Here is a 26,072-nt window from a genome sequence, read left to right on the forward strand (position 1 = left end):
GCCGTCGGCTGCCAGGTCTTCAACGGTGCGGCTCTCTGAGGTACATGCTCTCATCGGTGAACATGACCTTCTGCACCACACCTTGCGGGTCTATGTGCACATGGGCACGCCGACCAAAGGTATTGTCCAGAAAACGGTAGGTCCAGATGTCACCTTTGAAGCTGTAGACCCCCTCGACTATGGCGGGCGGGCCGAACATGCGATAGACATCGTCACGGGTATCCACGCCGTTGCGCAGTGCAAAAAAGTGCGCCGTATCCAGCACCTGCTCCACGCGCACCAGCTTGTGCTGGGCATCGAAGTCCATGTGATAGACCTGCTGACCGGCAGGCTGCTGGCTATAGACCAGACGCTGGCCGCCCTCGGGCAGAGGCACGACCAGAGTGGGCTTGCCCATGCCTTTTTCCACCTCGGCCTGCGGCATGCCAGGCTTTTGCCACTGGGGCACCATGCAACCCGCCAGCCCCAATGCCAGCAGACTGGCAGTCAACAGTGTTTGCAGGCGAGGCAGGGACATGGACACTCCGATCAGGCCCTCAGGGCTTGCTTTTGGGCCTTGACCAGCTTGGTCTTGATGCGGTTGCGCTTCAGCGGCGAGAGGTATTCGACAAACACCTTGCCCAGCAGGTGATCCATCTCGTGCTGGATGCAGATGGCCAGCATGCCTTCGGCGTCGATCTCACGGCTGTTGCCGTTCTCATCCAGGGCCTTGACCTTGACGGCAATGGAGCGCTCCACGCCGTCGTAGATGCCGGGCACGGACAGGCAGCCTTCCTCGCCCAGCTGCTTTTCCTCGCTGGCCCAGAGAATCTCGGGGTTGATCAAAGCCATGGGCTCGTTGCGCTTCTCGGACACGTCGATCACGATGACGCGCTCATGCACGTCGATCTGAGTCGCGGCCAAGCCGATGCCCTGGGCGTCATACATGGTCTCGAGCATGTCTTTCACCAGAGTCTGGATGCGCTCATCCACCTGCGCCACGGGCTTGGCGACCTTGTGAAGACGGGGATCGGGGTAGCAGAGGATGGAAAGAATGGCCATGGTGTCTCGGTAAATCTGTCGTTATTGTCCCAACATTTGACGCCAAACGCTTGTCACACCCTCAATAAACATTGATCTATCGAGGCCTTGCATCGAGAATTTCGACACATTTGTAAGACTTGTTGGCTGGCTATGCCAAGATCGGCCACAGTGCGGCGACGCGAGGGACGCTGCAGCAAACGAATCCCGCCAGAAGGAATTTCATGACCGCATTTGCCACTGCACGCGCCTTGAGCATTGGAGCCACATTGCTTGCAGCCCTGACTTCGGTCCACGCCCAAAGCTATCCTGTGACCGCCACCCAGCGCTCCACCGCACAGCAGGTCGCTCAGCAAGGCATCCCCGAGAACGAATTGGCGCCCAACGCTCCCGCGCAGTACACCGTCAAGCGCGGCGACACGCTCTGGGGCATCTCGGGCATGTATCTGCGCCAGCCCTGGCGCTGGCCCGAGCTCTGGGGCATGAACCTCTCCAGCATCGCCAACCCTCATCTGATCTACCCCGGCCAGGTGCTGTATCTGGTGCGCAGCAACGGTTATGCCCGCCTGTCGACCACGGCTCCCAACGGCGGTTCCGAGGTAGTGCGTCTGTCGCCGCAAACGCGTGAATCGTCACTGAGCGACCTGGCCCTGCCCACGCTGCCGCCGCATCTGATCGAGCCCTTCCTGGCCGAGCCGCTGGTCGTGGACAGCCAGGCCCTGACACAGGCGCCGCGCATCATCGCCACCCAGGACAAGCGCGTGCTCATGTCCAATGGCGATCGCGCCTATGTGCGCAACTCCGGCGGCGCGCTGGTAACCACCGGCAAGGGCCAGCCCGCGAGCTACCGCATCTTCCGCGATGCCACTCCACTCAAGGACCCTGTCACAGGGGAAATCCTGGGCTACGAAGCCAAGTACCTGGGCAGTGCCACCGTGGCACGTGGTGAAACATTGCTTGAGTCCGCACCAGGCCAGCCTGTACAGACGGCGCCCGGCACGGTGGACATCACTCGCTCCAAGAACGAGATCCGCGCAGGTGACCGTCTGCTGCCCTCGCCCGAGCAGCAGTATCTGAGCTATGTGCCCCATGCCCCGCGCCAAGCGGTGGATGCCGCCGTGGTCTCCATCTACGGCGACTCGGTAGGCTATACCGCGGCCCAGAACCAGGTCATTGCCATCAACAAGGGGGCCCAGGACGGCATGGACGTCGGTACGGTGCTCGAACTCGTCAGCAAGGGCAATGTCATCGTGGACAAGACCAGTCCCAGCCGTGACCGGGTGAAGCTGCCCGATGAGGCCAATGGCTATGCCATGGTCTTCAAGGTGTTTGACCGGGTTTCCTACGCGCTCATCACCACGGCCCAGCGCGGAGTGCATGTGGGCGATGGCCTGCAGTCGCCCCTGCCCTGAATGGAGCATGAGCATGGTGTCGCCCCCTTCACAAGATGCGCACCATGCCCAACCCGATGCCGAAATTCTGGCTTGGCTGCGCCTGCTGCTGACACCGGGTCTTGGACGCACCACGGCACGCCGCCTGCTGGCCAGAGCCGGTAGTGCAGACGCGGTCTGGCGGCTGCCGCTGTCCACATGGGCGGAATGCGCCACTCAGGCTCAGATCAAGGCTCTGACAGAGCTCCCGGCAGACTGGGAAAAACATTGCAGCATCCTGGCTCGATGGCTGACCTCGCCCGCACCGGGCATCTTGCACACCGCGATCCATCTGGGCAACTCTCAATATCCGGACTGCCTGCTGCAGACCGAAGATCCGCCCCTGCTGCTGTTTGTCCAAGGTCCAGCGGCACTGCTGGCATCTACCCGGCCCTGGTTTCCCTATCCCGCCACCCTGGCCATGGTGGGCAGCCGCAATCCATCCGCCCAGGGCCTCATCAATGCGCGCAGCATGGCCAAGGCCCTGGCCGAGCAAGGACTGTGCATAGTCTCAGGTCTGGCACGCGGCATCGATGCAGCCGCCCATGAGGGAGCACTCCAGGCCCGGCCAGGCCCTAGCCCCTGCACGATTGCCGTCGTCGGCACCGGACTCGATCAGGTCTATCCACGCGCTCACGCCAAGCTGGCACAGCAAATTGCCCTCCATGGGCTGGTCATCAGCGAATACCCGCTGGGCAGCGAGCCCCTGCCCCGGCATTTCCCTCAGCGCAACCGCATCATCTCCGGCCTGTCGCAAGGCACCCTGGTGGTGGAAGCCGCCCTGCAGTCTGGCTCGCTGATCACGGCCCGCCTGGCCAACGAGCAGGGGCGTGAAGTCTTTGCCATCCCCGGCTCCATCCACGCGCCGCAGGCCAAGGGCTGCCATGCGCTGATACGCCAGGGGGCCAAGCTGGTGGAAACCGCTGACAATGTGCTAGAAGAACTTCAAGGACTGAAGCTCGCACCGGCCAAAGCCGAACAAGCGCAGGAAGCCATCAGAAGTAAAGCATCGACACCGGATAACCCGTTGCTGCAGGCGCTGGGCCATGACCCCATGACACTGGAGTCATTGAGCGATCGCACGGGCTGGGATGCCGCCCATTTGCAGGCGCAGCTGATGGAACTGGAACTCGACGGCCTGGTCGCGCGCCTGCCTGGCGGCCTGTACCAGCGACTTACGCAAGGCTGAAGCGTCCCGGACAGGTATATCCCGACAAGGCGACGCCAAGCAAGGGCCGCTCCCTTCCCTGGCGCAGCGCATAGAGAAAGGGAAAGGATGCAAAACACCTCAGGGGCTTAGGCCAGTCTTTCCGGATTCGCCTGAATTTTCTGCAGTGCATCGCGCGTGGCGCGCACCGTCAGGGCTTCGGCATCATGCACCGCGAGCAAGCCGGCCTGCAGATAGGTCGCCATGCGTTGCGCCTGCAACAGATAGCAATGTCCATCCAGCGAGGCGAACAAATGCAGATGCTTGCGACGGCTATGCCAGACATATTGCACCTGCACACGGGCACCGTTGTGATCCAGCGTGAACCAGCGGCCGCTTTCCAGCGACTGAGCCCACTCCAGCATGGCGGGCTCCACCGGGCTGTCCGTGTTGGGAATGACGTTCAGATCGCCCGCATCCACGCCCAGCATCAGCTCTATGCTCTCGCTGGACAGCGGCATATCGTCGAGCTTGCCGTCCTCGCTGATGTATTTTTCCAGTTCCGCCAGGCGCTTGGCCATGGCCTCGATGCGCTCGGCCGGAATGGCTGCCGTCTTGGACATGAAGGCCTGGGCCAGCGTATCGGTCAACACCTTGATCGCGGCAGACTGTGCATCGCCGGTCACGCTCACCAGCTCCAGTCCTTCACGCAAGGTCTGCAGCAAGGTCGGCAGGCCCTGGATGACACGCGCACGCTCCTGGCGCAAGGGCTTGGCGCTGGCCGACCAGACCAGCTCGCTGGCCGCCTGCTTGAGGCGCATGGCCCGCGCATCCTTGGCGCCATAGCGCACGGTGGCCATGGCCAGCACATCGGCCCAGGATTTGAAGAGAAAGTCTCGCACCTCTTCGCGCACCGGCATATCGGTGAGCATATTGCGCAGCTCTATGGTGTATTGGATGGCCAGCGTTTCCTTCTGCTCCACCTGCTGAGCCACGCTGGTGATCTTGGCCGTGGACCGATTCTGGGCAAAGTGCCTGGTGAGGAATTCCTCGAACTCGCGCAGCACCAGCGCAAAGACCTTCTGCCCGGTCTCGGGGTACTGCTCGATCACCTGGACCACGCGGCGGATCTCGGTCTCCAGCGCATTGCCGTTGATGCTGCTGGCATCGAAGCCCATGACGCAGGAGCCCATGCGGTCGATCAGCTTGCGCGCCGGGTGGTTGAGATCGCTGAAGAACTGCGGCTCGGCCAGGGCCACGCGCAAAACGGGGACCTGCAAGCGCGCGAACCACACGCGAATGGACGGCGGCAGCCGGTCTTCCGAAAGAATGCTCTGGAACATCAGCGCGACCACCTCGATGGTCGCCTTCTCGCTCTTGGTCTCGGCCTTCTGCTTCCAGTCAGCCGAGCGCTCGCGCACCAGGTTGACCAGCTGGCCGATCGCTGCCGGGCTGTAGTCCATGGCGGGCATGGCCATGGCCGAACCGGCCGCAGACGGATACTGGGCCTGGAGTTCGGCCGCCATCAGCTGTTGCTGCTCCTGCAGCGCCTGCGCCAGAGCGGCAGACGCCGGAGGCATGGGAACGACAGGCGCGCCAGGCATCAGACCCGGAATGCCGACCGCAGGCTGGCTCAGCACCTGGCGCAGCTGATTCATGGCATCCAGCGCGCGATGTCGTGCCCGCGCCAGCATGCCCAGGCCGGCGCTGGCGCCTGGCGGCAGGGCAATGCCCGGAGCCATCCCGGGCCCGGTTCCCAGACCGGCAGCCATACCGGCCGGCATGTACTGCATGGCAGAGTTGGCCCAGCCCGCATCGGACGCATTGCCATAGCCACTGCTTGCGCCCAGATGCATGGCACCGGTGGACGGGCCGCCCTCGGTACGTCGCACGCGCAGCGGGGCATCCTGGGCCTTGCTGACGCCCTTGGCATCCAGCAGCTTGTGCAGGATGCTGTATTCGGACTCCATCAGCGGTGCCAGCGCATTCTGCAGGGGCTCCACGGCCCTGAGCAAATGCTTGCGCTCCATGCCGCTGCCCAGCCATTGCTCGACCAGATGCAGGCAGATGGTCTCGGCCCGGAACATGTCCCGGGAAGCCAGTTCATGGCCCTCCAGGGCCTGGATACGCAGGCGCATGGCCTCGAAACCGGGCTGCAGCGTCTCTCCCATGGCCAGAGCCATGCGGGAGGCAAGAATCTTGTTTTCGACGACATCGTCGCTGAGCAGCTCGAAGGTCAGCGGAGCCGAGCCCGACGAGCTGCTCTCCGTACTACCGGAGGGCGGCTTGCGCGCAGCCTGCTGCAGCGCCTGAGCGCCTGCCTGCAACCAGGCGTCCTTGTTCTGCTGAAAGCCAACCCAGGCCTCGCGCCATTCCTGCATCTCCTTGGCCGTGGTGACGGCACTGCTCTGGCTGGAGAGGAATTCATCCAGCTGCTGAGCGACCTTGGGCAGGCCCTGACAAATGCCATGGACCCAACGCAAGCGCGCCTGCCAGCCCAGCTGTTGCGGGGCCGCAGGCGCGGTGGAGGAAGACTGCGAGAGAGCCATTCCGTAAGTGTAATGGCGGCAGAAGCAGTTACGCCCCCGCCGCAATGGTCAAAACTTCAGACCACGGCTCCCGCATTGGGATCATTGGGATCTTGCGACCCGGGCTTGGCTGGAGCCTTGACCAGATCTTCGCGCTTGACGCCCAGCCACATGGCAATGGCAGCCGCCACGAACACCGAAGAATAGATACCGAACAAGATACCGATCGTCAGCGCCAGCGCAAAGTAATGCAGGCTGGGGCCGCCAAAGAAGAACATGGACAGCACCATGGCTTCGGTCGAAGCGTGAGTGATGATGGTCCGGCTCATGGTCGACGTGATGGCGTGGTCGATCACCTCGTGGGTACTGAGCTTGCGGAACTTGCGGAAGGCTTCGCGGATACGGTCGAAGATCACCACGGACTCATTGACCGAGTAGCCCAGCACGGCCAGCACGCCTGCCAGCACGGAGAGCGAAAACTCCCACTGGAAGAAGGCGAAGAAGCCCAGGATGATGATCACGTCGTGCAAGTTGGCAATGATGGCCGCCACACCGAACTTCCACTCGAAGCGAAAGGCCAGATAGATGATGATGCCCAGCACCACCATGCCCAGCGCCATCAGGCCGTTGTGCATCAGCTCATCGCCCACCTGCGGGCCGACAAACTCGGTGCGGCGCAGCGTGACCTCTGCATCCTCGGCCTTCAGTGCAGTGATCACGCGCTCACTTTGCTGAGCAGTCGTCACGCCCTTTTGCACGGGCAGACGAATCATCACATCCTTGGATGTACCGAAATTCTGGACGATCACATCGGCATAGCCGAGCTTGGAAACGGTTTCACGCACCTTGCCGATGTCGGCAGGCTGGGTGTACGCCACTTCCATGACCGTACCGCCCGTGAACTCCACGGACAGATGCAGGCCGCGCGAGAACAGGAAAAAAACGGCCAGTGCAAAGGTGATGAAGGAGATCGCGTTGAAGACCAACGCGTACTTCATGAACGGAATGTCTTTTTTGATGCGGAAGAACTCCATGATCTTCCTCCTTAATTGTTGCCGCCGCGACCGGCCACGGAACGGTGACCTTCACCCTCAGGCTTCCAGACCTGACCGATGGCGAGGCTCTTGAGCTTCTTGCGACCGCCGTACCAGAGATTGACCAGACCACGCGAGAAGAACACGGCCGAGAACATGCTGGTCAGAATGCCGATGCAGTGCACCACGGCAAAGCCACGCACCACCCCAGAACCAAAGGCCAGCAGTGCCAGACCCACAATCAGCGTGGTCACGTTCGAGTCCAGGATGGTGTGCCAGGCATGCTCGTAACCGGCATGAATCGCCGCCTGGGGCGAGGCACCGGCGCGCAGCTCTTCGCGAATGCGCTCGTTGATCAGCACGTTCGAGTCGATGGCCACACCCAGCGCCAGCGCCATGGCGGCAATGCCGGGCAGGGTCAGCGTGGCCTGCAGCATGGACAGAATGGCCAGCAGCAGCAACACGTTGATGCCCAGAGAGATCGTGGAAATCACGCCGAACAGCATGTAATAGACACACATGAAGGCAGCAACGGCCACCATGCCCCAGACCACGGAGTGGATACCGCGGTCGATGTTGTCGGCACCCAGGCTTGGGCCGATGGTGTATTCCTCGATGATCTCCATGGGCGCGGCCAGCGAACCGGCGCGCAGCAGCAGCGAGGTGTCGTTGGCTTCAGCCGTAGTCATGCGACCCGAGATCTGCACGCGGCCGCCGCCGATTTCGCCACGAATCACGGGAGCCGTCACCACTTCGCCCTTGCCCTTTTCGAACAGGATGATGGCCATGCGCTTGCCCACGTTCTCGCGCGTCACGTCCTTGAAGATGCGCGCGCCCTTGGCGTCCAGCGTCAGGTTGACGGTGGGCTCCTGGGTCTGGCTGTCAAAGCCGGGCTGGGCATCCGTCAGGTTCTCGCCGGTCAGCGTCACCTGCTTTTGCACGATGATGCTCTGGCCGTTGCGGTCCAGGTATTTCTCGGAGCCGAAAGGCACGGGGCCGGAGCCCATCTCGGCAGCACGCGCTTCGGCGGACTCGTCCACCATGCGCACTTCCAGTGTGGCAGTACGGCCCAGAATGTCCTTGGCCTTGGCCGTGTCCTGCACGCCGGGCAGTTGCACCACGATGCGGTCAAGGCCCTGCTGCTGGATCACTGGCTCGGCCACGCCGAGTTCGTTGATACGGTTGTGCAGCGTGACGATGTTCTGCTTGAGCGCCTGCTCCTGCACCTTGCGCAGAGCTTCAGGCTTGATCGAGGCTACCAGCTTGAAGCCCGTGCCGTCAGGCGTGGAAGTGGCCGCCAGATCGGGGAACTGGTCCGCGATCAGATTGCGTGCCGCCGTCAGCGTGGCTTCGTCGCGCACGCGGATGGTGACGTTGTTGCCGTCGCGGCTGACACCGCCATGGCGGATATTCTTGTCGCGCATCGAAGAGCGCAGATCGCCCGCATAGCTCTCGGCCTTCTTGGTCAGGGCCGCAGCCATGTCCACCTGCAGCATGAAGTGCACGCCGCCACGCAGGTCCAGACCCAGATACATGGGCTTGGCGCCGATGGCCGTCAGCCAGTCGGGCGAGCGCGACACCAGGTTCAGCGCCACGATGTAGGAAGGGTCGGTGGGGTCGGAGATCAGGGCCTTCTGGATGACGTCCTTGGCCTTGAGCTGCTCGTCGGGCGTATCGAAGCGGGCGCGCACCGAGGTGCCTTCCAGCGACATCGACGTGGCTTTGACACTGGCCGCGCTCAAGGCGGATTCCACCTTTTGCAGCACCGCGTTGTCCACCTTGACGGTGGACTTGGCCGAGGACACCTGCACGGCAGGCGCTTCACCAAAGAAATTGGGCAGGGTGTAGAGCACCCCCACCAGCAGCGCGATCACGATGATCGCGTACTTCCAGACCGGGTATCGGTTCATGATCGCGCTCTTTTTTTTACAGCAACGCACAACGGGTACGCGCACTCTGGTCGAGCGCCGTACCCCTCAAAATCCACAGCGGACAGGCTTACTTGGCCGTGCCCTTGGGCAGCACTTGCACCACAGCGGAGCGCTGGATCTGAACTTCCACGCCGGAAGCCACTTCGATGTAGATGAATTGCTCGGCCATGCGGGTCACGGTGCCGATGATGCCGCCGGCGGTAGCCACTTCATCACCCTTGGCCAGCGCGTCGATCATGGAGCGGTGTTCCTTCTGGCGCTTCATCTGGGGACGAATCATCACGAAGTACAGCACCACGAACATCAGCACCAGAGGCAGCATGCCGGTGAGCGAACCCATGAAGCCGCCTTCAGCAGCGGCGGCAGGAGCGGTCTGGGCGAAAGCAGAAGAAATGAACACGAAAAAGACTCCGAAAGAGTGAATTTGTCAGGAATAGGTCCCGGCAGGCGCGCACTTGCGCGATCTCACCAGGTCAGCGGGACATTGTATTCGGCTGGCTTGTACCCAAGATTGGCATGGGCTGCCGCGCAGCACAGGCATTCCCTGATGCGATGGGGACCTCCCGTCCCACATCAACAAAGCCTGCAAAAAGCATAGCTATCAGCGCATTGCCTGTATTGTTCTGTGATTGTTTTATATTTGAATATCACTCAATACAGGCGCTGGCAGCTATCAAATCCAGATAGCCCACTGCCAGCATCGCCTCTGGCCTGAATACAAAGGCCGGGTCGCCCCGGCCTTGTTGTGATGCGCCTCGGCGCAATTAGTTCACTGCCATCAGCTTGACCGCTGACGCAGCAGGTACAGCCGAGCCATTCCAGCGAGTCATCAAGGACTGCCACTTGATGCGCGCAGCCGCCAGATGGTGCTCTTTGACATGACCGTAGCCTCGAATGTCTTCGGGGATGGAGGCGATCTCCACGGCCAGCGCCAGCTTGTCGGCCGTCAAGCCCGTCAGCAGGGTTTCGATGCACTGGCGGTATTCGACGATCAGGGCGCGCTCGGTACGGCGCTCCTCGGTGCGACCGAAGGGATCGAGCGCCGTGCCGCGCAGTCCCTTCATGCCGGCCAGCCAGCCCATGGCCTTGCGCATCCAGGGGCCATAGGACTTTTTCAGCAGATGGCCCTGCTCGTCCTTCTTGGCAAAACCGGGGGGCGCCAGGTGATGGACGAGCTTGTAGTCGCCCTCGAACATGTCGCTGATCTTCTGGGTGAAGGCCGCATCGGTGTGCAGACGCGCCACCTCGTACTCGTCCTTGTACGCCATGAGCTTGAACAGATAGCGCGCCACGGCCTGGGACAGGCGCGTGCCATGCGCCAGCGGCTCCTCCGCGGCGCGCACCTTGGCCACGAAATCGCGGTACTGCCGGGCATAGGCCGCGTTCTGGTAGGCCGTGAGGAACTCCACACGCTTGTCCAGCATTTCCTCCAGCGACGGCTTCTTGACGAACTGGATCACCTGCGATGCCTGATACAGAGCGCGCACGGCCTCCAGATCATGGGCGCAGCGGCGGCCCCATTCAAAGGCCTCCTGGTTGCGCGCCACCTGCACGCCGTTGAGCTCCATGGCGCGCATCAGCGAGGCATGGCTGAGCGGCACCCTGCCCTTTTGCCAGGCGTAGCCCAGCATCATGGGGTTGGCGTAGATGCTGTCGCCCAGCAAGGCCGTGGAGGCCTTCTCGGCGTCGAAGCTGCCCAGGGCGCCCTGGCCCACGGCCTCGGCCAGCGCCGTGGCGCAGCGTGCGGCAGGCGACTGCCAGTCGGGATTGCCCACGAAGGTGGCCGTGGGTGCGGCATGGCTGTTGAGCGCCACATAGGTGCGCCCCGGCTGCATCACGGACAAGGTGGTGGGCGTGGCCGCCACGATGGGGTCGCAGCCTATGACCAGATCGGCCTTGGCCATGTCCACCTTGGTGGTGTAGATGGCATCGGCGCGGTTGGCGATCTGGATATGACTCCAGGTGGAGCCGCCTTTTTGCGCCAGACCGGCCGCATCCTGGGTGACCACGCCCTTGCCTTCCAGGTGTGCGGCCATGCCCAGCAGCGAACCGATGGTGATCACGCCCGTGCCGCCGACACCGGCCACCACGATGCCCCAGGCCTGCTCGGCCACGGGCAGGACGGGCTCGGGAATATGGGGAAGGGCCTCCAGGCTGCCCTTCTTCTCCTGCCTGGGCTTCTTGAGCTGACCGCCTTCGACGGTGACAAAGCTGGGGCAGAAGCCCTTGACGCAGGAATAGTCCTTGTTGCAGCTGTTCTGGTTGATGCGGCGCTTGCGGCCGAACTCGGTCTCCACGGGTTCCACCGACAGGCAGTTGGACTGCACCGAGCAATCGCCACAGCCCTCGCAGACCAGCTCGTTGATGACCACGGTCTTGTCGGGCGTGCTCAGCGTGCCGCGTTTGCGGCGGCGGCGCTTTTCGGTGGCGCAGGTCTGGTCGTAGATGATGGCCGTGCAGCCCTGGAGCTCGCGGAACTGGCGCTGGATCGCATCCAGCTCGTCGCGGTGGTGCACGGTCACGCCCTCGCCCAGCTTCACGCCATCGTATTTCTCGGGTTCGTCGGTGACGATGACCAGCTTGCCCACGCCTTCGGAGAGCAGGCTGTTCATGATCTGCAGCACCGAATGGCCTTCGGGCCGCTCTCCCACGCGCTGGCCGCCCGTCATGGCCACGGCATCGTTGTAGAGCACCTTGTAGGTGATGTTGGTGCCGGCGGCAATGCTCTGGCGTATCGCCAGCAGCCCGCTGTGGAAGTAGGTGCCGTCACCCAGATTGGCGAAGACATGGGCTTCCTTGGTGAAAGGCGCCTGCCCCACCCAGGTCACGCCCTCGCCGCCCATCTGCGTGAAGGTGCTGGTGCGGCGGTCGGGCATCCAGGTGGTCATGTAATGGCAGCCGATGCCGGCCACGGCGCGCGAGCCTTCGGGCACGCGTGTCGAGGTGTTGTGCGGGCAGCCGCTGCAGAACCAGGGCGTGCGGTCGCCGGTCGAGACTTCCTTGGCCGCCTTGATCGCCGCTTCGCGGGCGTCGAGCACGGCCAGACGCTGCTGCATGCGCGTTTGCACATGCTCGGGCACGCCCAGCTTGTTCAGGCGCTGGGCAATGGCGCGCGCAATGATGGCGGGAGTCAGATCGGCCGTGGGGCGCAGCAGCCAGTCGGTGCTGGGGTTGGGCAGCGACCATTCGCCACCATGCTCGTCGCTGAACTTGCCCACCACATTGGGGCGCACGTCGTCGCGCCAGTTGTAGAGCTCTTCCTTGATCTGGTATTCGATGACCTGGCGCTTTTCCTCGACCACCAGAATCTCCTGCAGGCCGCGCGCGAAATCGCGCGTGATCGTGGCCTCCAGCGGCCAGACCACGTTGACCTTGTGCAGCCTGATGCCCAGCTGGTGGCAGGTGTCCTCGTCCAGCCCCAGGTCGGCCATGGCCTGGCGCGTGTCGTTATAGGCCTTGCCGCTGGCGATGATGCCGAAGCGGTCGCTCGGCCCCTCGATCACGTTGTGGTTGAGCTTGTTGGCGCGCACATAGGCCAGGGCTGCGTACCACTTGTAGTTCATCAGCCGCGCTTCCTGCTCCAGCGGCGGATCGGGCCAGCGGATATGCAGGCCGCCGTCCGGCATCTGAAAGTCTTCGGGCAGGATGATGTTGACGCGATCCGGGTCCACCAGCACCGAGGAAGAGGACTCCACCACCTCCTGGATCGTCTTCATGCCCGACCACAGGCCCGAGAAACGGCTCATGGCAAAGGCATGCAGGCCCATGTCCAGGATGTCCTGCACATTGCTGGGGAAGAAAACCGGCGTGCCGCAGGCCTTGAAGATGTGGTCGCTCTGGTGCGCGGCCGTGGAGGACTTGCTGATGTGGTCGTCGCCCGCAATCGCAATCACGCCGCCATGCCTGGCCGTGCCCGCCATATTGGCGTGCTTGAACACGTCGGAGCAGCGGTCCACGCCCGGCCCCTTGCCATACCAGATGCCGAAGACACCGTCGAACTTCTTGGTTTCGGGATAGAGATCGAGCTGCTGCGTGCCCCAGACGGCCGTGGCGCCCAGCTCTTCGTTCACACCGGGCTGAAAGACGATGTGATTCGCCTCCATATGCTTTTTGGCCGCCCACAGGGACTGGTCGTAGGTGCCCAGGGGCGAGCCGCGATAGCCGCTGATGAAGCCCGCGGTATTGAGCCCGGCCTGCGCATCGCGCAGCCGCTGCAGCATGGGCAGGCGGACCAGGGCCTGCACACCGCTCATAAAGGCGCGGCCGCGGGCCAGGGAATATTTGTCGTCCAGAGTCACAGACTCCAGGGCGCGACGGACTTCATCGGGCAAAGGGGCATTCATGGCTTGTCTCCATGTGGGTGACCACCCGTGGCAGCTGTTGGCTACCAGAGCAGCATATTGCTTTGGGCATTCCTGCGCCAGAGGCACGGAACGCAACTTGTTTGAGCAAAGTTTAAGGAAAACACCCCGAATAGAGCTTTCTTTTTATTGCCGGGATTAACCTAGTTTTTGAAAGAATATTGCTGTAAATTGCGAATCATGAACCAACTTGATCGCTTCGACTGGGCCATCCTGAATGAGCTGCAGATGGATGGCCGCCTGACCAATGCCGAGCTGGCCCAGCGTGTAGGCCTGTCCGCCGCGCCCTGCTGGCGGCGCGTGCGCGCGCTGGAGGAGTCGGGCTATATCACCGGCTATCACGCCACGCTGGACCGCCACAAGCTGGGCCTGGGCGTGCTGGCCTTTGTGCGCGTGGATGCCGCACAGAACACCGCCGACATCACGCTGCGCATGGAGGAAGCCATTCGCCTGCTGCCCGAGGTCACCACCTGCCACTACATCAGCGGCGCGGGCACCTTCGAGCTGCAGGTCGTGGCCAGGGATCTGGAGAGCTTTTCCGGTTTCGTGCGCAATGTGCTGCTGCGCCTGCCTAACGTCAAAGACGTGCACACGATTTTTTCGCTGGGCGAGGTCAAGTCCAGCAGCGCGCTGCCGCTGCCCAGCACGCTGACGCACGCCTGAGTGCCGCCCGCGCCAGCCCGGCGGCACTCAAAAGTGAAGCATATGCCGCTTGGTTCATCGCAAATACAGATTCAATCCATATTGAAATCCTTGTCCATCAAGCGCTAAAAGCTCACTTATCAATAGCATCCAGCGCATGAGCATCACTGGGCGCCGGGCCGGGCAGGTTTGAGAAACTACGTATTTGTCAGCACAACTTTCCTGCTACAGAATCGTGTCCCATGGCCCACGATGATTCCGCAGCACGCGCTCCCCAAAATCCAATAATTTCAGAATCCGGCCAGGTCCCTGCAGGCAAGCTGCTGGAAGATCCCTCGGCCATGCATGACGGAGGCGCGCCGCCTGCCGCGGCCCCGGGCGTCTGGACACCACTGGCCACACCCACCTTCCGCATGCTGTGGATGATCTGGATGACGGCCAATATCTGCATGTGGATGAACGATGTGGCGGCCGCCTGGCTGATGACATCGCTGACCACCTCGCCCGTGCTGGTGGCGCTGGTGCAGTCGGCCTCCACCCTGCCGGTCATGCTGCTGGCCCTTCCCAGTGGCGCGCTGGCCGATATCCTGGACCGGCGCCGCTATTTCATCGTCACCCAGTTCTGGGTGGCTGCCGTGGCGCTGCTGCTGTGTCTGGCCGTGCTCTCGGGCCAGCTGACGCCCTATCTGCTGCTGGCCCTGGTGTTTGCCAACGGCATCGGCCTGGCCATGCGCTGGCCGGTGTTCTCCGCGCTGATCCCCGAGCTGGTGCCCAAGCACCACCTGCCTTTTGCGATGGCGCTCAACGGCGTGGCCATGAATGCCTCGCGCATCATCGGCCCGCTGGTGGCCGGGGCCGTCATTGCCAGCCTGGGCAGCGCCTGGGTGTTCGTGCTCAACGCAGCTCTGTCCATCGTCTCGGGCTTTGTGCTGCTGCGCTGGAAACGCCAGCAGCCCGCCAACCCGCTGGGCCGCGAGCGCCTGGGCTCGGCCATGCGCGTGGGCCTGCAGTTCATCCAGGAGTCGCCGCGCATGCATGCCGTGCTGCTGCGCACCGTCTGCTACTTTCTGCAGGCCGCCGCCATCATGGCGCTGCTGCCGCTGACGGCCCAGCGCCTGGACCACGGCACGGCCAGCAGCGGCAGTGCCGGCACCTTCACGCTGCTGCTGGCGTCCATGGGCGCGGGCGCCATCCTGGGCGCCATGCTGCTGCCGCGCATACGCCAGATGCTGTCGGGCGAGCGCACGGTGCTGGCCGGCGTGGCCGCGCAAAGCCTGGCCACGCTGACCGTGGCCTTCGCCCCCCATATCGCCGTGGCCGTACCGGGCATGATGCTCTCGGGCCTGGCCCTGCTGGCCACCGCCAACACGCTGGGCGTGGCCGCGCAGATGGCCCTGCCCAACTGGGTGCGGGCACGTGGCATGTCCATCTACCAGATGTCCATCATGGGCAGCACGGCCATCGGCGCCGCCATCTGGGGCAAGGTCGCCAGCCTGGGCTCGGTGCAGATCAGCATGGCCGTGGCCGCCGTCAGCGGGCTGACGGCGCTGCTGATCGTGCAGCGCCTGAACCCGGACCGCGACATCGAGGAAGACCTCAGCCCTTCGCGCGCCTTCACGCCGCCGACAGCCGCGCTGCCGCCCGAAGCCGGCCGCGTGGTGGTGACCATCGAGTACCTGATCGACCCGGCCAGGGCCGGCGCCTTCCGCGATCTGATGCAGCTGAGCCGGCGCAGCCGCCTGCGCCAGGGCGCGCTGGCCTGGAGCCTGCTGCACAGCATGAGCCAGCCCGAGCGCTTCGTGGAGCAGATCACCGACGAGTCCTGGACCGAGCACCTGCGCCGCTTCGAGCGCGTGACGACGGCCGATGTGGCGCTGCGCGACCGCAAGCTGAGCTTTCACAAGGGCAAGGAGCCGCCCGTGGTGCAGCGCTACTTCACCGACGCTCTCTAAAAAAGAGCTTCCAGCGCTTTCAACACAATGATTTCAGATAAATATTTACTGAAATTCATTGACCAGAAAGCGCTGGCAGCTCCTGTTTCTGCATCAGCGCAGATGCGGCGCCGATCCGGCCAAGGCCTTGGGCCAGAAGGCCCAGAGCTTGAGCGGCTGCTTGATGCGGCCCGCCACATCACCGGCCTCGGCCCCCCAGCCCATGAAATAGTCGGCGCGCACGGCGCCCAGAATGGCGCTGCCCGTATCCTGCGCGAACACCAGGCGGTTGAGCGATACCGTGGGGCCGGGCGTGGACAGCCAGACCGGCGTGCCGTAGGGGATGCTGTTGCGGTCCACGGCAATGGAGCGGCCCGGCGTCAGCGCCACGCCCTGCGCTCCCTTGGGGCCGAACTGGGCATCGAAGTCGTTGAGCGCCTCCTCGCGGAAGAACACATAGCGCGGATTGCTCCAGAGCATCTCGTTGACACGCGAGGGATTGGCGGCAATCCAGGCACTGATGCCGGGCCAGGTGGCATCGCGCACCAGGTTCTGATCGAGCAGCCAGCGGCCCACGCTCTTGTAGGGCTGATCGTTGGTGCCGGCATAGGCCACGCGGATCATGCGCTGGCGGCCGTCGGCCTCGGTCAGCATCAGCCGGCCCGAGCCCTGGATATGCAGCACCAGCATGTCCACCGGGTCGCGCAGCCAGGCAATGGCACGGCCGGCCAGGGCGGCCTGCGCCTCGGGGTTGGTATCGATCTGCTGGCGCGTGAACCAGGGCTTGCGCTTGCCAAAGCCCTGCGGGACCTGGTAGATGGGCACGTTGAAGCCGTTGCCCTGTACACGGCGCGCCTCGTACAAGGGCTCGTAATAGGCGGTCAGCATGCCGTCGGGGCTGCCCGTGGTCGCTTCGATGCGATAGGGCTGCAGCGTGTTGATCATCCAGCTGCGCTGCTCGTCTTCCGAAGCAATGCTCAGCCTTCGCACCTCGCCGCACAGATTGGCAAACACGGTGCTGGGACGCTCGCAATTCTTGATCCAGGCATTCCAGGCCTCGTTCAGGGAATCCTGGGGCACGCCGGGCAGCTCGCCCCAGTCCACCGCCACCCAGCGGCTTTTAGTCGGTACATTGGCGGTGAACGGCGGCTTGGCTGCGGAAGCCGGCCCGCCATGCGGAGCCATCTCGGGCACCGATGCCGGGTCGTTTTGCTGCTTGGTGGTGGTGCATGCCACCAGGGTTCCTACAATCAGCGCCAGTGAAGCACGGCGCAGGAGATGGAAATTCATGGGTCTGATTTTGCTTGAAGCACTGCTGGCATTGGCCATTTTGGTCGCTATTGTGTGGTGGACCATGTTCTCGGGTCGGAAAAAGGGTGAGTTGCCGGCCCCGGTCGAGCCGGCGCCGCACAAAGAAGTGCTTGCAGACCCCGAACAAGATCGCTCTAATCGAGCTTAGCCCATGGCGCTGCAGCCACTGCAGCGCGGGCTGCATGTGACAATCTTTTGCATCAGAAACCGCTCGCTGGCCCGCGTCCTACTTTTTTTGCCTTCTCTTGGCAGTACGCTCGTGGCCTTGCAGCTTTTACGCGAAGCTGGTTTGCAAGACCCTCCGGGTCGTTCATCAAACTAAGGAGTTTTCTATGCGCAAGCAAATGGCTGTGACGGCCGCTCTGGCCTCTGCATTGTTGATCACCGGCTGCGCCAATACCGGCGGCATGTCGGACACCACGCGTCGTACTGCGACCGGTGCAGGCGTGGGCGCACTGGGCGGCGCTGCCATCGGCGCCATTGCTGGCGGCCATGCCGGCAAGGGTGCACTGATCGGTGCCGGTGTCGGCGCCCTGGGCTCCTATATCTGGTCGCAAAACCTCGAGAAGCAAAAGCGTGAAATGGAAGCCGCGACCCAGGGCACAGGCGTGGGCGTGACACAGACCGCGGACAACCAGCTCAAGCTGGACATCCCCAGCGACATCTCCTTTGACACCGGCCGCGCCGACATCAAGGGCAACTTCGCCCCCATCCTCGATCGCTTTGCCGAAGGTCTGCGCAACAACCCCAACGCAGAAGTGCGCATCATCGGTCACACCGACAGCACAGGCTCCGATGCCATCAACAACCCTCTGTCGCTGCAGCGCGCCGAGAGCACCCGCAACTATCTGACCTCGCGTGGCGTCAACGGCGCCCGCATCCAGGTGCAGGGCATGGGCTCGCACCAGCCCGTGGCTTCCAATGCCACCAACGAAGGCCGTGCGCGCAACCGCCGCGTGGAAATCTTCGTGGGTGAACGCGCTCCTCAGTAAGACAGGCACCAGCCAGCAAAAAGCCCCGCAAAGCGGGGCTTTTTTCATGCCGCGAAGGTTTGCGCTCAGGCGTTGCGCAGCAGATTGGCCAGCTCGACGGCCGACTTGACCTGCATCTTGTCGAAGACTCGCGCCCGGTGCACTTCCACAGTGCGCACGCTGATATCGAGCTGATCGGCAATCAACTTGTTCGGCACGCCCTCGACAACCAGTTTCATCACGTCTTTTTCCCGATCGGTCAGCTCGTCCAAGCGGCTGCGCACCTCTTCGCGCGCCTGCAAGGCAGCCAGATGCTCGGCAGACAGCGCCAGAGCCTGCTCCACACGGTCCACCAGCGCGTTGTCGGAAAACGGTTTCTCGCAAAAATCGAAGGCACCGCGCTTGACCGTATCCACGGCCGTCGGCACATCGGCATGTCCGGTCAGAAAGATCACGGGCATGGCCTCGATCTGGCCGCGCTCCAGCATGCGGTTGAACAGCGACAGGCCGCTCATGCCCGTCATGCGCATATCGAGCAGCAGGCAGCAGGGCCGGCGCGTCACGGGGCTGGTCTGCAGCACGGCCTGCTCGAATTCTTCGGCGTTGCGATAGCACTCGCTCAGCAATCGGCGCGAACGCAGCAGCCATGCCAATGCCTCTCGGACATCGGCATCGTCGTCCACAACGTAGACGGTAGCGTCGGTTACAGGTTCCATGAAGCCTAGTTCTCTCTGGGTTCCCTGTGGGCCGGAAGCGTGAAGACAAACTCCGTGCCCTGCGGGAGATGCGGGCGGTAATCAAGGTGACCACCATGTTGCTCCACCACCGTGCGGCACAGGCTCAGGCCCAGGCCCATGCCTTCGGCGCGCGTGGTGAAGAAGGGGGTGAACAGCTGCTCGGCGACTTCCGCAGAAATGCCGGCGCCGCAGTCCATGATGGAAAATTCTACCCAACGCGCGTTATTACCGTCAGAACTGCGCCTGACAGCCATGGTCAACACCCTCTCCTTGAGCTCGGGCAGGTCCATGGCCTGCATGCCGTTGCGCGCCAGATTGAGCAGGACCTGCTCGACCATGGTGACATCGCACAGCACCCCAGGCAGATCGGGCTCCAGCTCCAGTTGCACCGTTGCATTGAGCTTGTGCGCCTGCAGATAGACCAGAGGCATGACGGCATCGATCAGCTCCACGGGCGGCACCACCTCTCTGGACTTGTCTCGCCGGCGCACGAAATCGCGCACGCTCTTGATGACCTTGCCCGCGCGATCGGCCTGAAAGCTGATGCGCTCCAGAGCCATTCGCAAGTCCTTGAGATGCGGGGCATGAGGGTCGGCAGGCTCATGCTCCAGCAGATTGAGCGAACCCGTGGCATAGCTGGAAATGGCGGCCAGCGGCTGCGTCAGCTCATGGCTGAGCATGGAGGCCATCTCGCCAACGGTCGCAAGGCGTGCCGTGGCCTGCAGACGCTCCTGTGAGGCACGCGACATCTCCTCCATGCGGCGCTGCTCGCTGATGTCGATGAAGGCGCTCATCCAGCCCGTGTGCTGGCCCTGGGCGGTGATCAGCGGTGCCTCGAAAATCAGCACCGGAAAGCGCGAGCCGTCCTTGCGCATGAACACGCTCTCGTGGCCCTGGCGCGGTGTGGGCAGCAAGCCGGCAAGACGCTGATCGCGCCGGCTCACATATTCCTGGGCCAGCTCGGGCGGCCAGTAAGGCGCCACATTGAGACCCAGCAGCTCCTGCGCGCTGAAGCCCACCATATTGCAAAAGGCCGGGTTCACATAGGTGATGCGGCCCTGGAGATCACGTGCACGCATGCCCGTGACCAGGGAGTCCTCCATGGCCTTGCGAAAGGCCAGCGCATCGCCCAGATCGCGTTCCGCGCGCAGGCGGCGGCGGTTGTCGCGCACCAGCACCACCACCACGGTCACCAGCGCGATCGACATGCCGGTCACCAGCGCCGTCATCACATTCGGAAAGACGCTGGGTGCGTGATGCCAGCTGTCCATGCGCAGCACCAGGGTGTTGCCGGGCAAATCCAGCAACTGCTGGGCCGTGAACATGCGCGAGCCGCGCCAGGCCGCCCCCACCATGGCCAGACGCGTGCCGTCAGGCTCGGTGAACGAAACCTCCTGGGTGCGCGGCAGGGACTTGCCCACCTGGGCCAGGAGAATGCCTTGCAGGCTGTAGGTGCCCAGAACATAGCCCACCACATGGCCGTTCTCCGTCAACGGCATGCAGACCTGCATGGTCTCCGTGCCCAGGCCCTCGCCCAGCAGCTGGAAGCGGCTGGGCGAATACGACGGCCCGTTGACGCGCCTGGCCTGGGTACAGGTCAGTGCCTCGCCCGAATGCAGCTCGGGCAAGTGGCTTTCGTCCTCGACCAGCAAGGTGCGGTAAGGCGTCTCGGCATGCTCGATGAGGCGCATGTTTTCGCCCCGCCACTCGATGCGCATCAGGTCGCGGCGCTGCTGCAGCAGCTCGGTCGCATGCTCGCGCCAGGCGGCATGCTTGCTGCTGTAGGCGCTCAGCGCCAGCAGGTCCTGCAGATTGCGGCCCAGCGCTGCACGGATATCGCCTACGGCATTGGCGGTATCGCGCTCCAGCTTTTCCTGCACCTGCGATGCTTCATAGCGCCCGGCCAGCCAGACCATGGTGACCAGCATGCTGACCACCAGTGCCACCAGCAAGGTCCATAGCGACCAGCGCTTCCAGGCCATGCGCCAGCGCCGCCAGGGCCAATGGGCAGGATGGTCCTCGGGCAGTGCGTCAAGCGCGGTATTCAGCGGATCAGTCACAGCACACGATGGCTCAGGGCCGGCAGTTGCTGGCGCACTTGCAGCAAGCGGTCACGATTGAGCTCTCCCGCCACCACACCGGTGCCGCTGGCCTGGAGGCTCTGCACCTCGCCCCAGGGGTCGATCAGCAGACTGTGGCCCCAGGTGCGGCGACCGTTTTCATGCACGCCGCCCTGGCCCGGTGCCAGCACATAGGCCAGGTTCTCTATTGCCCGCGCCCGCAGCAGCACCTCCCAGTGCGCCTGGCCCGTGGTGTAGGTGAAGGCACTTGGCACCAGCAGCAGATCGGCCCCCTGTGCGCTGAGCGCACGATACAGCTCGGGAAAGCGAAGGTCATAGCAGACACTCAGACCCAGGCGCCAGCTCACGCCATTTCTGGCCTGTATGTCGCAGACTACGGGCTGGCTGCCCGCCTGCACCACGGCGGCCTCGGTATAGCTCTCGCGCCCGTTGTCGAACTGAAACAGGTGGATCTTGTCGTAGCGGGCCACGCATTCTCCCACGGGCGAATAGACCAGGCTGGTGTTGAGCACATGGCTGTCGTCAGCGGCCTGCAGCGGCAGCGTGCCGGCCACCACCCACAGCTGCAGCTGCCTGGCAGCCCCGGCCATGAAGTCCTGGATCGGCCCTTGGCCAAAAACCTCCCGGTAGGCCAGCTTGTCGGTGTCCCTGGCTCCCATGGCACAGAAATACTCGGGCAGCACCACCAGCTCCGCCCCCAGGGCGGCAGCCTGCTGCATCAGGCTGCGCGCCTGCACCAGATTGGCTGCGACGTCCTGACCCGAGACCATTTGTAGAGCGGCAATCTTCATGGCTTCTCCTCTGAGCTTGGAGCGGCAGCGGGCTGCTTGCCGACATCGTCGGCACCGACCTTGGGCACGCTGCGCCTGGGCAGCTCGGTCACCTGCGGGTCTTCCCAGCTGCCGTGGATATGGAACTCCTTGGTCGTGGCCGCAATCAGCGGGCCACGCAAAATCATCTGGGCCAGAAAGCTGCTCAGCCCCACTACGGGATTGATGGCCGTCGCAACCAGGGAGGCGGACAGGGCGTTGATCTCCGGCACCACCACCACATGCAGGTCCTGGGTTTCCTTGTCGATATCGGCAGAGCCCTCCATCAGCACGGCCGCATTCACGCCCTTCATCTGCATGTTATTCGTCTTGGCTATGCCGCGCTCTATGGTGACATCGCCCCGCATGAAGTCGAACGAGAAGCCGTTGCGGAACACGTCGCGGAAGTCCAGCGTCAGTCGCCTGGGCAAGGACTGCAGGCTGAGCACGCCCAGCAGCTTGGCCAGTCCCGGATCGGCCTTGAGGAACTGGCCTTTTTGCACCTCCAGATGCACGGCGCCGGACATGGTCTTGAACCCCGGCGTCACGGGCGCTCCTGTCCAGCTGATTTCACCCTGCAGCTGGCCCTGTCCATTGGCAACCACGCCAGGCATGTCAAAGCGATTGAGCAGCTTGCCCACATCGCGCAGATTGAGCTGGAACTGCAGCTGGGTCTGACCCGGGTGCTTTTTGTCACTGGAGCGCAGCCCCCAGGATCCCTGGGCCGTCAACGTCGCCTCGGGCGTGCTGATATTGAAGCGCGACAGCTGCCATTCGCGCTGTCCCGCACCGCCGGACAGCCCTTGATTGCGCGCCACCACATCCAGCTTGCCCAGCGAACGCTTGCCCAGCTGGAAGTCGTCCACACTGACCTGCAAGGCCGGTAACTCGCGCACATTGCCGGTCTGTTCCGCAGCAGCATCCAGCCCTTCGTCCGGGCCGTCGGGAATGCTCAGACGCGAGAGCCTGGCGATGACAAGGCCGCCCGGCTCCTGCGCAGATGGCTCGCGATACTCCACACGCCCCGCCAGATCGCGTGACTGGATCTGGTTGGTCCAGACCTTGTTGGCATGGCTGAGCTGCAGGGATACATCGTGCAGCGAACGGCCATGGAGCCTGACCTCGCGCGCCTTGAGCGCCAGTTGCTGCGGCACAAACTGGCGCCAGCTCTCTTCCTCGGTACCGGGGCTATCGGCAGCCCCCCCTGCGCCATCGGGCCACAAACGACTCCAGGCATCCAGATCAAGCACCGGCAACTGCACCCTGGCCTGCAGGCCGGCAGCCGGCAAAGCGGCTTCCGCCTTGCCCGTCTCCACCAGCTCCAGGCTGCCGCGTGTGATGCGGGCCTGAGCCCCGCTGATATCGCGCTCCAGCAAGGCGGCGGCCTGATTGCCCCATTGCACGCTGAACTGATCGGTCAGCGGCTTGGCCACGGCTGGCACCGTGCGGTTGACACGCAGGGCCAGGGAGCTGTCGGCTGCCTTTCCCAAAGGAGCCGGCAACATGACCGCCATGCCCTGCAGGTCGGACTGCAGACTGATTTCCGGCACGCTGTGCAGCACCTTGATCTGCAAGCCATAACGCGCCTGGCCTTGCAGATGCCTGCCCAGAGCCACCAGTTCGCTCATCTCCTTGGCGTCACGCAGGCCCTGGGCCGTGGCAATACCGTCTATGCGCACTTGCACCGGAGCCGTGGCGGCGTCGGCGGCAGGCTTCATGCCGCCCTCGATGCGCACATCACCGCCCAGCGCTTTGGCTTGCACACCCGAGAGCTGAAAGCCGGTTTCCGAAAACTGCACATTGCCGCGCAGTTGACTGAGTGTGGGCACCTCGGGCATCAGCTGCAGCGTATTGCCCGCCAGCGCCACTTCACCCTGAACCTTGCTGCGCTCCATATGCATGGTGGGCAGATGCAGCCTGAGGCTGAGCCTGGCGTTGCCCGTGGCCTTGCTGCTATCCAGAGCATGGGCGGTCAGCGCAGACAGCGCAGAGCCTTGAACCAAATTCAGCATATCGCCCAGGGCTCCATGAGCCTTGGCGTTGACCTCCACCTCGGTCAGGTTCCAGTCGGCCACTCCGGCCTGTGCTTCATCAACCACGATGGCGGTATGTCCCAGAAAGCCCTTGGCCTTGCGCACCTGCATGGAGTTTCGATCGAACACCAGCTCGCCCGACAGCCTGGTCAGCGGCGGCCAGGGCTTTTCGCCGGGCCCGAGCAGATAGCCGGGCACGAACTGGTAGTTCACATCATGCACCTGGGCGCTGATGTGGAACTCGCCCTTGCCCGGCTTTTCAAACGGCACATGCTCGAGCTCGCCCTTGACGCGGAAGTTCACCGCGCTGGCCTGACCCGTGGTGATGGCCTCGCGCACATAGCGCAGCGCATCGCTGCCCAGATCCTGGGGCAGATAGCGATAAATGCGTTCACCCTTGGCGCGACTGAGCTGCCCTTGCAGATCCAGCAACCCCGGAAAGCGCGGCTGCTCCTTGGTCCCAGCACCGGACTGCCAGCTGGCCTGGGCCTGGCCGGCCGTGTCCTCATTGGCGAAACGCAGCCGGGGCACTTGCACCTTGATGGACTGCCCCTTGTCCAGCAACTGCCAGCGCACCAGGCTGTCGAACTGGTCGAACGGGATGTCGGGGTCTTCAAACACGCCGGGAAAGCTCAGCATGGCCTGATTGGCGGCCGGCGCCTTGGTCAGCGTGGCCTCGCCGCTGTCCTGGTCCAGGCTGAACTTGCCGCTCAAGCCCCGCACGCCGGGAATACCTATGCTGTGCGGGCCCTCCTGCGAAGCCTGGGAACGCAAGCCCAGCTGCTCGAAGCGCCCCGAAGCCTTGTACTGCGCCAGCTGCTGCAGAGGTCCGCGCCATGACAGCTTGAGATCACTCAGCTGTCCTGCCGGCGCAAGCGCCCTGAGCTGGGTCTGCACGGACTCCGGCAGGGGCAGACGCTGCAGCATCTGCGCCGCAATGGCCAGGTCGATGCCATCGGCCTGAACGTCGCCATGCTCGCCCTGACTGCCCTGCTCGGAAGCGCCGGTCGGTACATAGCGCAGGCTGAAATCGCCTCTGGGCCAGTTCAGCCCGTCATCGGCCGTGAACTGCAATCCCTGGACGGAAAACTGGTAACCGTTCTGATTCTTGGCCCGCAAACGCCCCCGCAAGGCCTGCAGGGCCAGGGGCTCGGGTCTGTCCCGCCATTGCAGCTGCAGCGCCTGCACCGCGACATCGGCCACCCCGCCAACGGGCTGTCCGTGATCCACATCCAGCCAGGCCCTGACCGAGCCCTTGCCCTGCTGCAGCTTCCAGTCCTGCGGGCCCAGATACTGGCCCAGATGCGACAGGTCGATATGCGTGAAGTCCAGATAGGCCTGCCCGCTCCAGCGCTCCAGACGCCCTTCATGCACCGACAGCAAAGGCTCCTTGAAGTTGCCCATGACCGTAAAGCGCTGGCCCCAGCCCTGCGGCGGCGTGGCATCCAGCCGCAGGGAGTGGTGCCAGCGCTTGTTGCGCAGCACCAGATCCACATCCAGCAGTTGCAAGGGCGCGGCATTGCGCAGTTCGTCCACCCACTGCAGCTTGCCGCCGCGGATGGCGATTTCGGGCTGGGAGAAGATCCAGTCGGAGTCGGTTCCCTGCCCCGGATCGGATGACACGGCAATGCCGGCCACAAAGATCTGGCCGTCGGCATCGCGGCGGACCGTCAGATCCGGCCCTTCCAGATATATCTGCTCGACGCCCAGGGTCATCAGCGAATGGGCAGAGACCGCCACCACCACCTTGGGCAGTAGCAAGGCCTCACTCTTGTTCGCAGGGTCATGCAGGACTACATCGCCCAGCTCGAAAGTCGGCACCAGACCCGAGCGGTAAGCATGCAGCCGGCCAATCGAAACCGGTACACCCAGGGTGCGTGAGGCCAGGGATTCCAGCTCGGGGCGCCACTGTTCGATTCGCGGCACAATCCAGAAATGGAGCACCCCCCACACGGTGGCCAGCAGCAGCCACAGGCTCAGGACCAGTCCCAGAGACCACCGTGCCAAGCTGGCCAGCCTATGAATTTGGCGAGTTGGGAGTGGTTTCGGTTCGATCATCGGTGGCCTAGCAATGGCAGGAATTATGACCGGCGCCCCCGTGCGCGT

General features: G+C 63.7%; 18 protein-coding genes. 6 read left to right on the top strand and 12 right to left on the bottom strand.

Features of this window, described 5'->3' with window-relative positions; all coding sequences use genetic code 11:
- Positions 1 to 19: 19 nt before the first annotated feature.
- Positions 20 to 517 carry a hypothetical protein gene (locus F0P97_RS27015; RefSeq protein ID WP_182285073.1) on the bottom strand — a complete coding sequence of 166 codons (498 nt, stop codon included), beginning with the start codon at positions 515 to 517 and terminating at the stop codon, positions 20 to 22.
- An 11-nt stretch (positions 518 to 528) separates the two neighbouring features.
- A complete protein-coding gene (def, locus tag F0P97_RS27020; RefSeq protein ID WP_182285074.1) occupies positions 529 to 1,041 on the bottom strand; it encodes a peptide deformylase in 513 nt (170 codons plus the stop codon).
- Positions 1,042 to 1,244: 203 nt separating this feature from the next.
- Between def and F0P97_RS27025 the strand changes: the two genes are divergently transcribed.
- Both F0P97_RS27025 and dprA read left to right on the top strand, forming a co-directional pair.
- The gene (locus tag F0P97_RS27025) at positions 1,245 to 2,432 is read left to right on the top strand and encodes a LysM peptidoglycan-binding domain-containing protein (RefSeq protein ID WP_182285075.1); all 1,188 of its coding nucleotides are present in this window, start codon (positions 1,245 to 1,247) and stop codon (positions 2,430 to 2,432) included.
- 13 nt (positions 2,433 to 2,445) lie between these two features.
- Entirely contained in the window at positions 2,446 to 3,639 is a 1,194-nt protein-coding gene (gene dprA / locus F0P97_RS27030) for a DNA-processing protein DprA (protein ID WP_182285076.1), read from the top strand.
- A gap of 107 nt (positions 3,640 to 3,746) precedes the next feature.
- On the opposite strand, the gene F0P97_RS27035 is transcribed toward dprA, so the two are convergent.
- The 5 genes from F0P97_RS27035 to F0P97_RS27055 form a co-directional block, all read right to left on the bottom strand.
- Positions 3,747 to 6,146 (bottom strand): DUF1631 domain-containing protein, encoded by a 2,400-nt coding sequence (locus F0P97_RS27035; RefSeq protein WP_182285077.1) that lies wholly within the window; start codon positions 6,144 to 6,146, stop codon positions 3,747 to 3,749.
- Positions 6,147 to 6,202: 56 nt separating this feature from the next.
- Entirely contained in the window at positions 6,203 to 7,159 is a 957-nt protein-coding gene (secF, locus tag F0P97_RS27040) for a protein translocase subunit SecF (RefSeq protein WP_003072247.1), read from the bottom strand.
- A gap of 11 nt (positions 7,160 to 7,170) precedes the next feature.
- Positions 7,171 to 9,069, bottom strand: coding sequence for a protein translocase subunit SecD (gene secD, locus F0P97_RS27045; RefSeq protein ID WP_179627347.1), 1,899 nt, complete (start codon positions 9,067 to 9,069; stop codon positions 7,171 to 7,173).
- An 88-nt stretch (positions 9,070 to 9,157) separates the two neighbouring features.
- Complete coding sequence (gene yajC / locus F0P97_RS27050) at positions 9,158 to 9,490, bottom strand: preprotein translocase subunit YajC (protein WP_003066810.1); 333 nt, start codon at positions 9,488 to 9,490, stop codon at positions 9,158 to 9,160.
- Positions 9,491 to 9,854: 364 nt separating this feature from the next.
- Positions 9,855 to 13,433, bottom strand: coding sequence for an indolepyruvate ferredoxin oxidoreductase family protein (locus F0P97_RS27055; protein ID WP_182285078.1), 3,579 nt, complete (start codon positions 13,431 to 13,433; stop codon positions 9,855 to 9,857).
- A gap of 198 nt (positions 13,434 to 13,631) precedes the next feature.
- On the opposite strand from F0P97_RS27055, the gene F0P97_RS27060 reads away from it, so the two are divergent.
- Positions 13,632 to 14,114: an Lrp/AsnC family transcriptional regulator gene (locus F0P97_RS27060; RefSeq protein WP_003072240.1), complete on the top strand. Its 483-nt coding sequence runs from the start codon at positions 13,632 to 13,634 to the stop codon at positions 14,112 to 14,114.
- Positions 14,115 to 14,335: 221 nt separating this feature from the next.
- Positions 14,336 to 16,045, top strand: a complete 1,710-nt coding sequence (locus tag F0P97_RS27065) for an MFS transporter (RefSeq protein WP_182285079.1) — start codon at positions 14,336 to 14,338, stop codon at positions 16,043 to 16,045.
- Positions 16,046 to 16,138: 93 nt separating this feature from the next.
- Here the strand turns inward: F0P97_RS27065 and F0P97_RS27070 are convergent, their stop codons facing one another.
- A complete protein-coding gene (locus tag F0P97_RS27070) occupies positions 16,139 to 17,314 on the bottom strand; it encodes a murein transglycosylase A (protein ID WP_182285080.1) in 1,176 nt (391 codons plus the stop codon).
- On the opposite strand from F0P97_RS27070, the gene F0P97_RS27075 reads away from it, so the two are divergent.
- Positions 17,313 to 17,483 (top strand): hypothetical protein, encoded by a 171-nt coding sequence (locus F0P97_RS27075; RefSeq protein WP_003072234.1) that lies wholly within the window; start codon positions 17,313 to 17,315, stop codon positions 17,481 to 17,483. The two genes, F0P97_RS27070 and F0P97_RS27075, sit on opposite strands and share 2 nt — an antisense overlap.
- 184 nt (positions 17,484 to 17,667) lie before the next feature.
- Entirely contained in the window at positions 17,668 to 18,327 is a 660-nt protein-coding gene (locus F0P97_RS27080; protein WP_003066797.1) for an OmpA family protein, read from the top strand.
- 65 nt (positions 18,328 to 18,392) lie between these two features.
- On the opposite strand, the gene F0P97_RS27085 is transcribed toward F0P97_RS27080, so the two are convergent.
- Genes F0P97_RS27085 through F0P97_RS27100 form a run of 4 tightly spaced genes read right to left on the bottom strand, consistent with a single transcriptional unit; the run spans position 18,393 to position 25,973 of the window.
- Positions 18,393 to 19,022, bottom strand: coding sequence for a response regulator transcription factor (locus tag F0P97_RS27085; RefSeq protein WP_003066795.1), 630 nt, complete (start codon positions 19,020 to 19,022; stop codon positions 18,393 to 18,395).
- A gap of 5 nt (positions 19,023 to 19,027) precedes the next feature.
- Complete coding sequence (locus tag F0P97_RS27090) at positions 19,028 to 21,103, bottom strand: two-component system sensor histidine kinase NtrB (RefSeq protein WP_182285081.1); 2,076 nt, start codon at positions 21,101 to 21,103, stop codon at positions 19,028 to 19,030.
- Positions 21,100 to 21,915 (bottom strand): carbon-nitrogen hydrolase family protein, encoded by an 816-nt coding sequence (locus F0P97_RS27095; RefSeq protein WP_182285082.1) that lies wholly within the window; start codon positions 21,913 to 21,915, stop codon positions 21,100 to 21,102. The genes F0P97_RS27090 and F0P97_RS27095 overlap by 4 nt, the downstream gene beginning before the upstream one ends.
- Positions 21,912 to 25,973, bottom strand: coding sequence for a YhdP family protein (locus F0P97_RS27100; protein WP_182285083.1), 4,062 nt, complete (start codon positions 25,971 to 25,973; stop codon positions 21,912 to 21,914). Before F0P97_RS27100 ends, F0P97_RS27095 begins: the two co-directional genes overlap by 4 nt.
- Between the last annotated feature and the right edge of the window lie 99 nt (positions 25,974 to 26,072).

Origin of the sequence: Comamonas testosteroni (assembly GCF_014076415.1) — a bacterium.
Taxonomy (GTDB): Bacteria; Pseudomonadota; Gammaproteobacteria; order Burkholderiales; family Burkholderiaceae_C; genus Comamonas; species Comamonas testosteroni_F.

Excerpts from the sequence above, each read along its gene's own strand:
- F0P97_RS27015 (WP_182285073.1), bottom strand. The coding sequence starts at position 517 with ATGTCCCTGCCTCGCCTGCAAACACTGTTGACTGCCAGTCTGCTGGCA.
- def (WP_182285074.1), bottom strand. The coding sequence starts at position 1,041 with ATGGCCATTCTTTCCATCCTCTGCTACCCCGATCCCCGTCTTCACAAG.
- F0P97_RS27025 (WP_182285075.1), top strand. The coding sequence starts at position 1,245 with ATGACCGCATTTGCCACTGCACGCGCCTTGAGCATTGGAGCCACATTG.
- dprA (WP_182285076.1), top strand. The coding sequence starts at position 2,446 with ATGGTGTCGCCCCCTTCACAAGATGCGCACCATGCCCAACCCGATGCC.
- F0P97_RS27035 (WP_182285077.1), bottom strand. The coding sequence starts at position 6,146 with ATGGCTCTCTCGCAGTCTTCCTCCACCGCGCCTGCGGCCCCGCAACAG.
- secF (WP_003072247.1), bottom strand. The coding sequence starts at position 7,159 with ATGGAGTTCTTCCGCATCAAAAAAGACATTCCGTTCATGAAGTACGCG.
- secD (WP_179627347.1), bottom strand. The coding sequence starts at position 9,069 with ATGAACCGATACCCGGTCTGGAAGTACGCGATCATCGTGATCGCGCTG.
- F0P97_RS27055 (WP_182285078.1), bottom strand. The coding sequence starts at position 13,433 with ATGAATGCCCCTTTGCCCGATGAAGTCCGTCGCGCCCTGGAGTCTGTG.
- F0P97_RS27060 (WP_003072240.1), top strand. The coding sequence starts at position 13,632 with ATGAACCAACTTGATCGCTTCGACTGGGCCATCCTGAATGAGCTGCAG.
- F0P97_RS27065 (WP_182285079.1), top strand. The coding sequence starts at position 14,336 with ATGGCCCACGATGATTCCGCAGCACGCGCTCCCCAAAATCCAATAATT.
- F0P97_RS27075 (WP_003072234.1), top strand. The coding sequence starts at position 17,313 with ATGGGTCTGATTTTGCTTGAAGCACTGCTGGCATTGGCCATTTTGGTC.
- F0P97_RS27070 (WP_182285080.1), bottom strand. The coding sequence starts at position 17,314 with ATGAATTTCCATCTCCTGCGCCGTGCTTCACTGGCGCTGATTGTAGGA.
- F0P97_RS27080 (WP_003066797.1), top strand. The coding sequence starts at position 17,668 with ATGCGCAAGCAAATGGCTGTGACGGCCGCTCTGGCCTCTGCATTGTTG.
- F0P97_RS27085 (WP_003066795.1), bottom strand. The coding sequence starts at position 19,022 with ATGGAACCTGTAACCGACGCTACCGTCTACGTTGTGGACGACGATGCC.
- F0P97_RS27095 (WP_182285082.1), bottom strand. The coding sequence starts at position 21,915 with ATGAAGATTGCCGCTCTACAAATGGTCTCGGGTCAGGACGTCGCAGCC.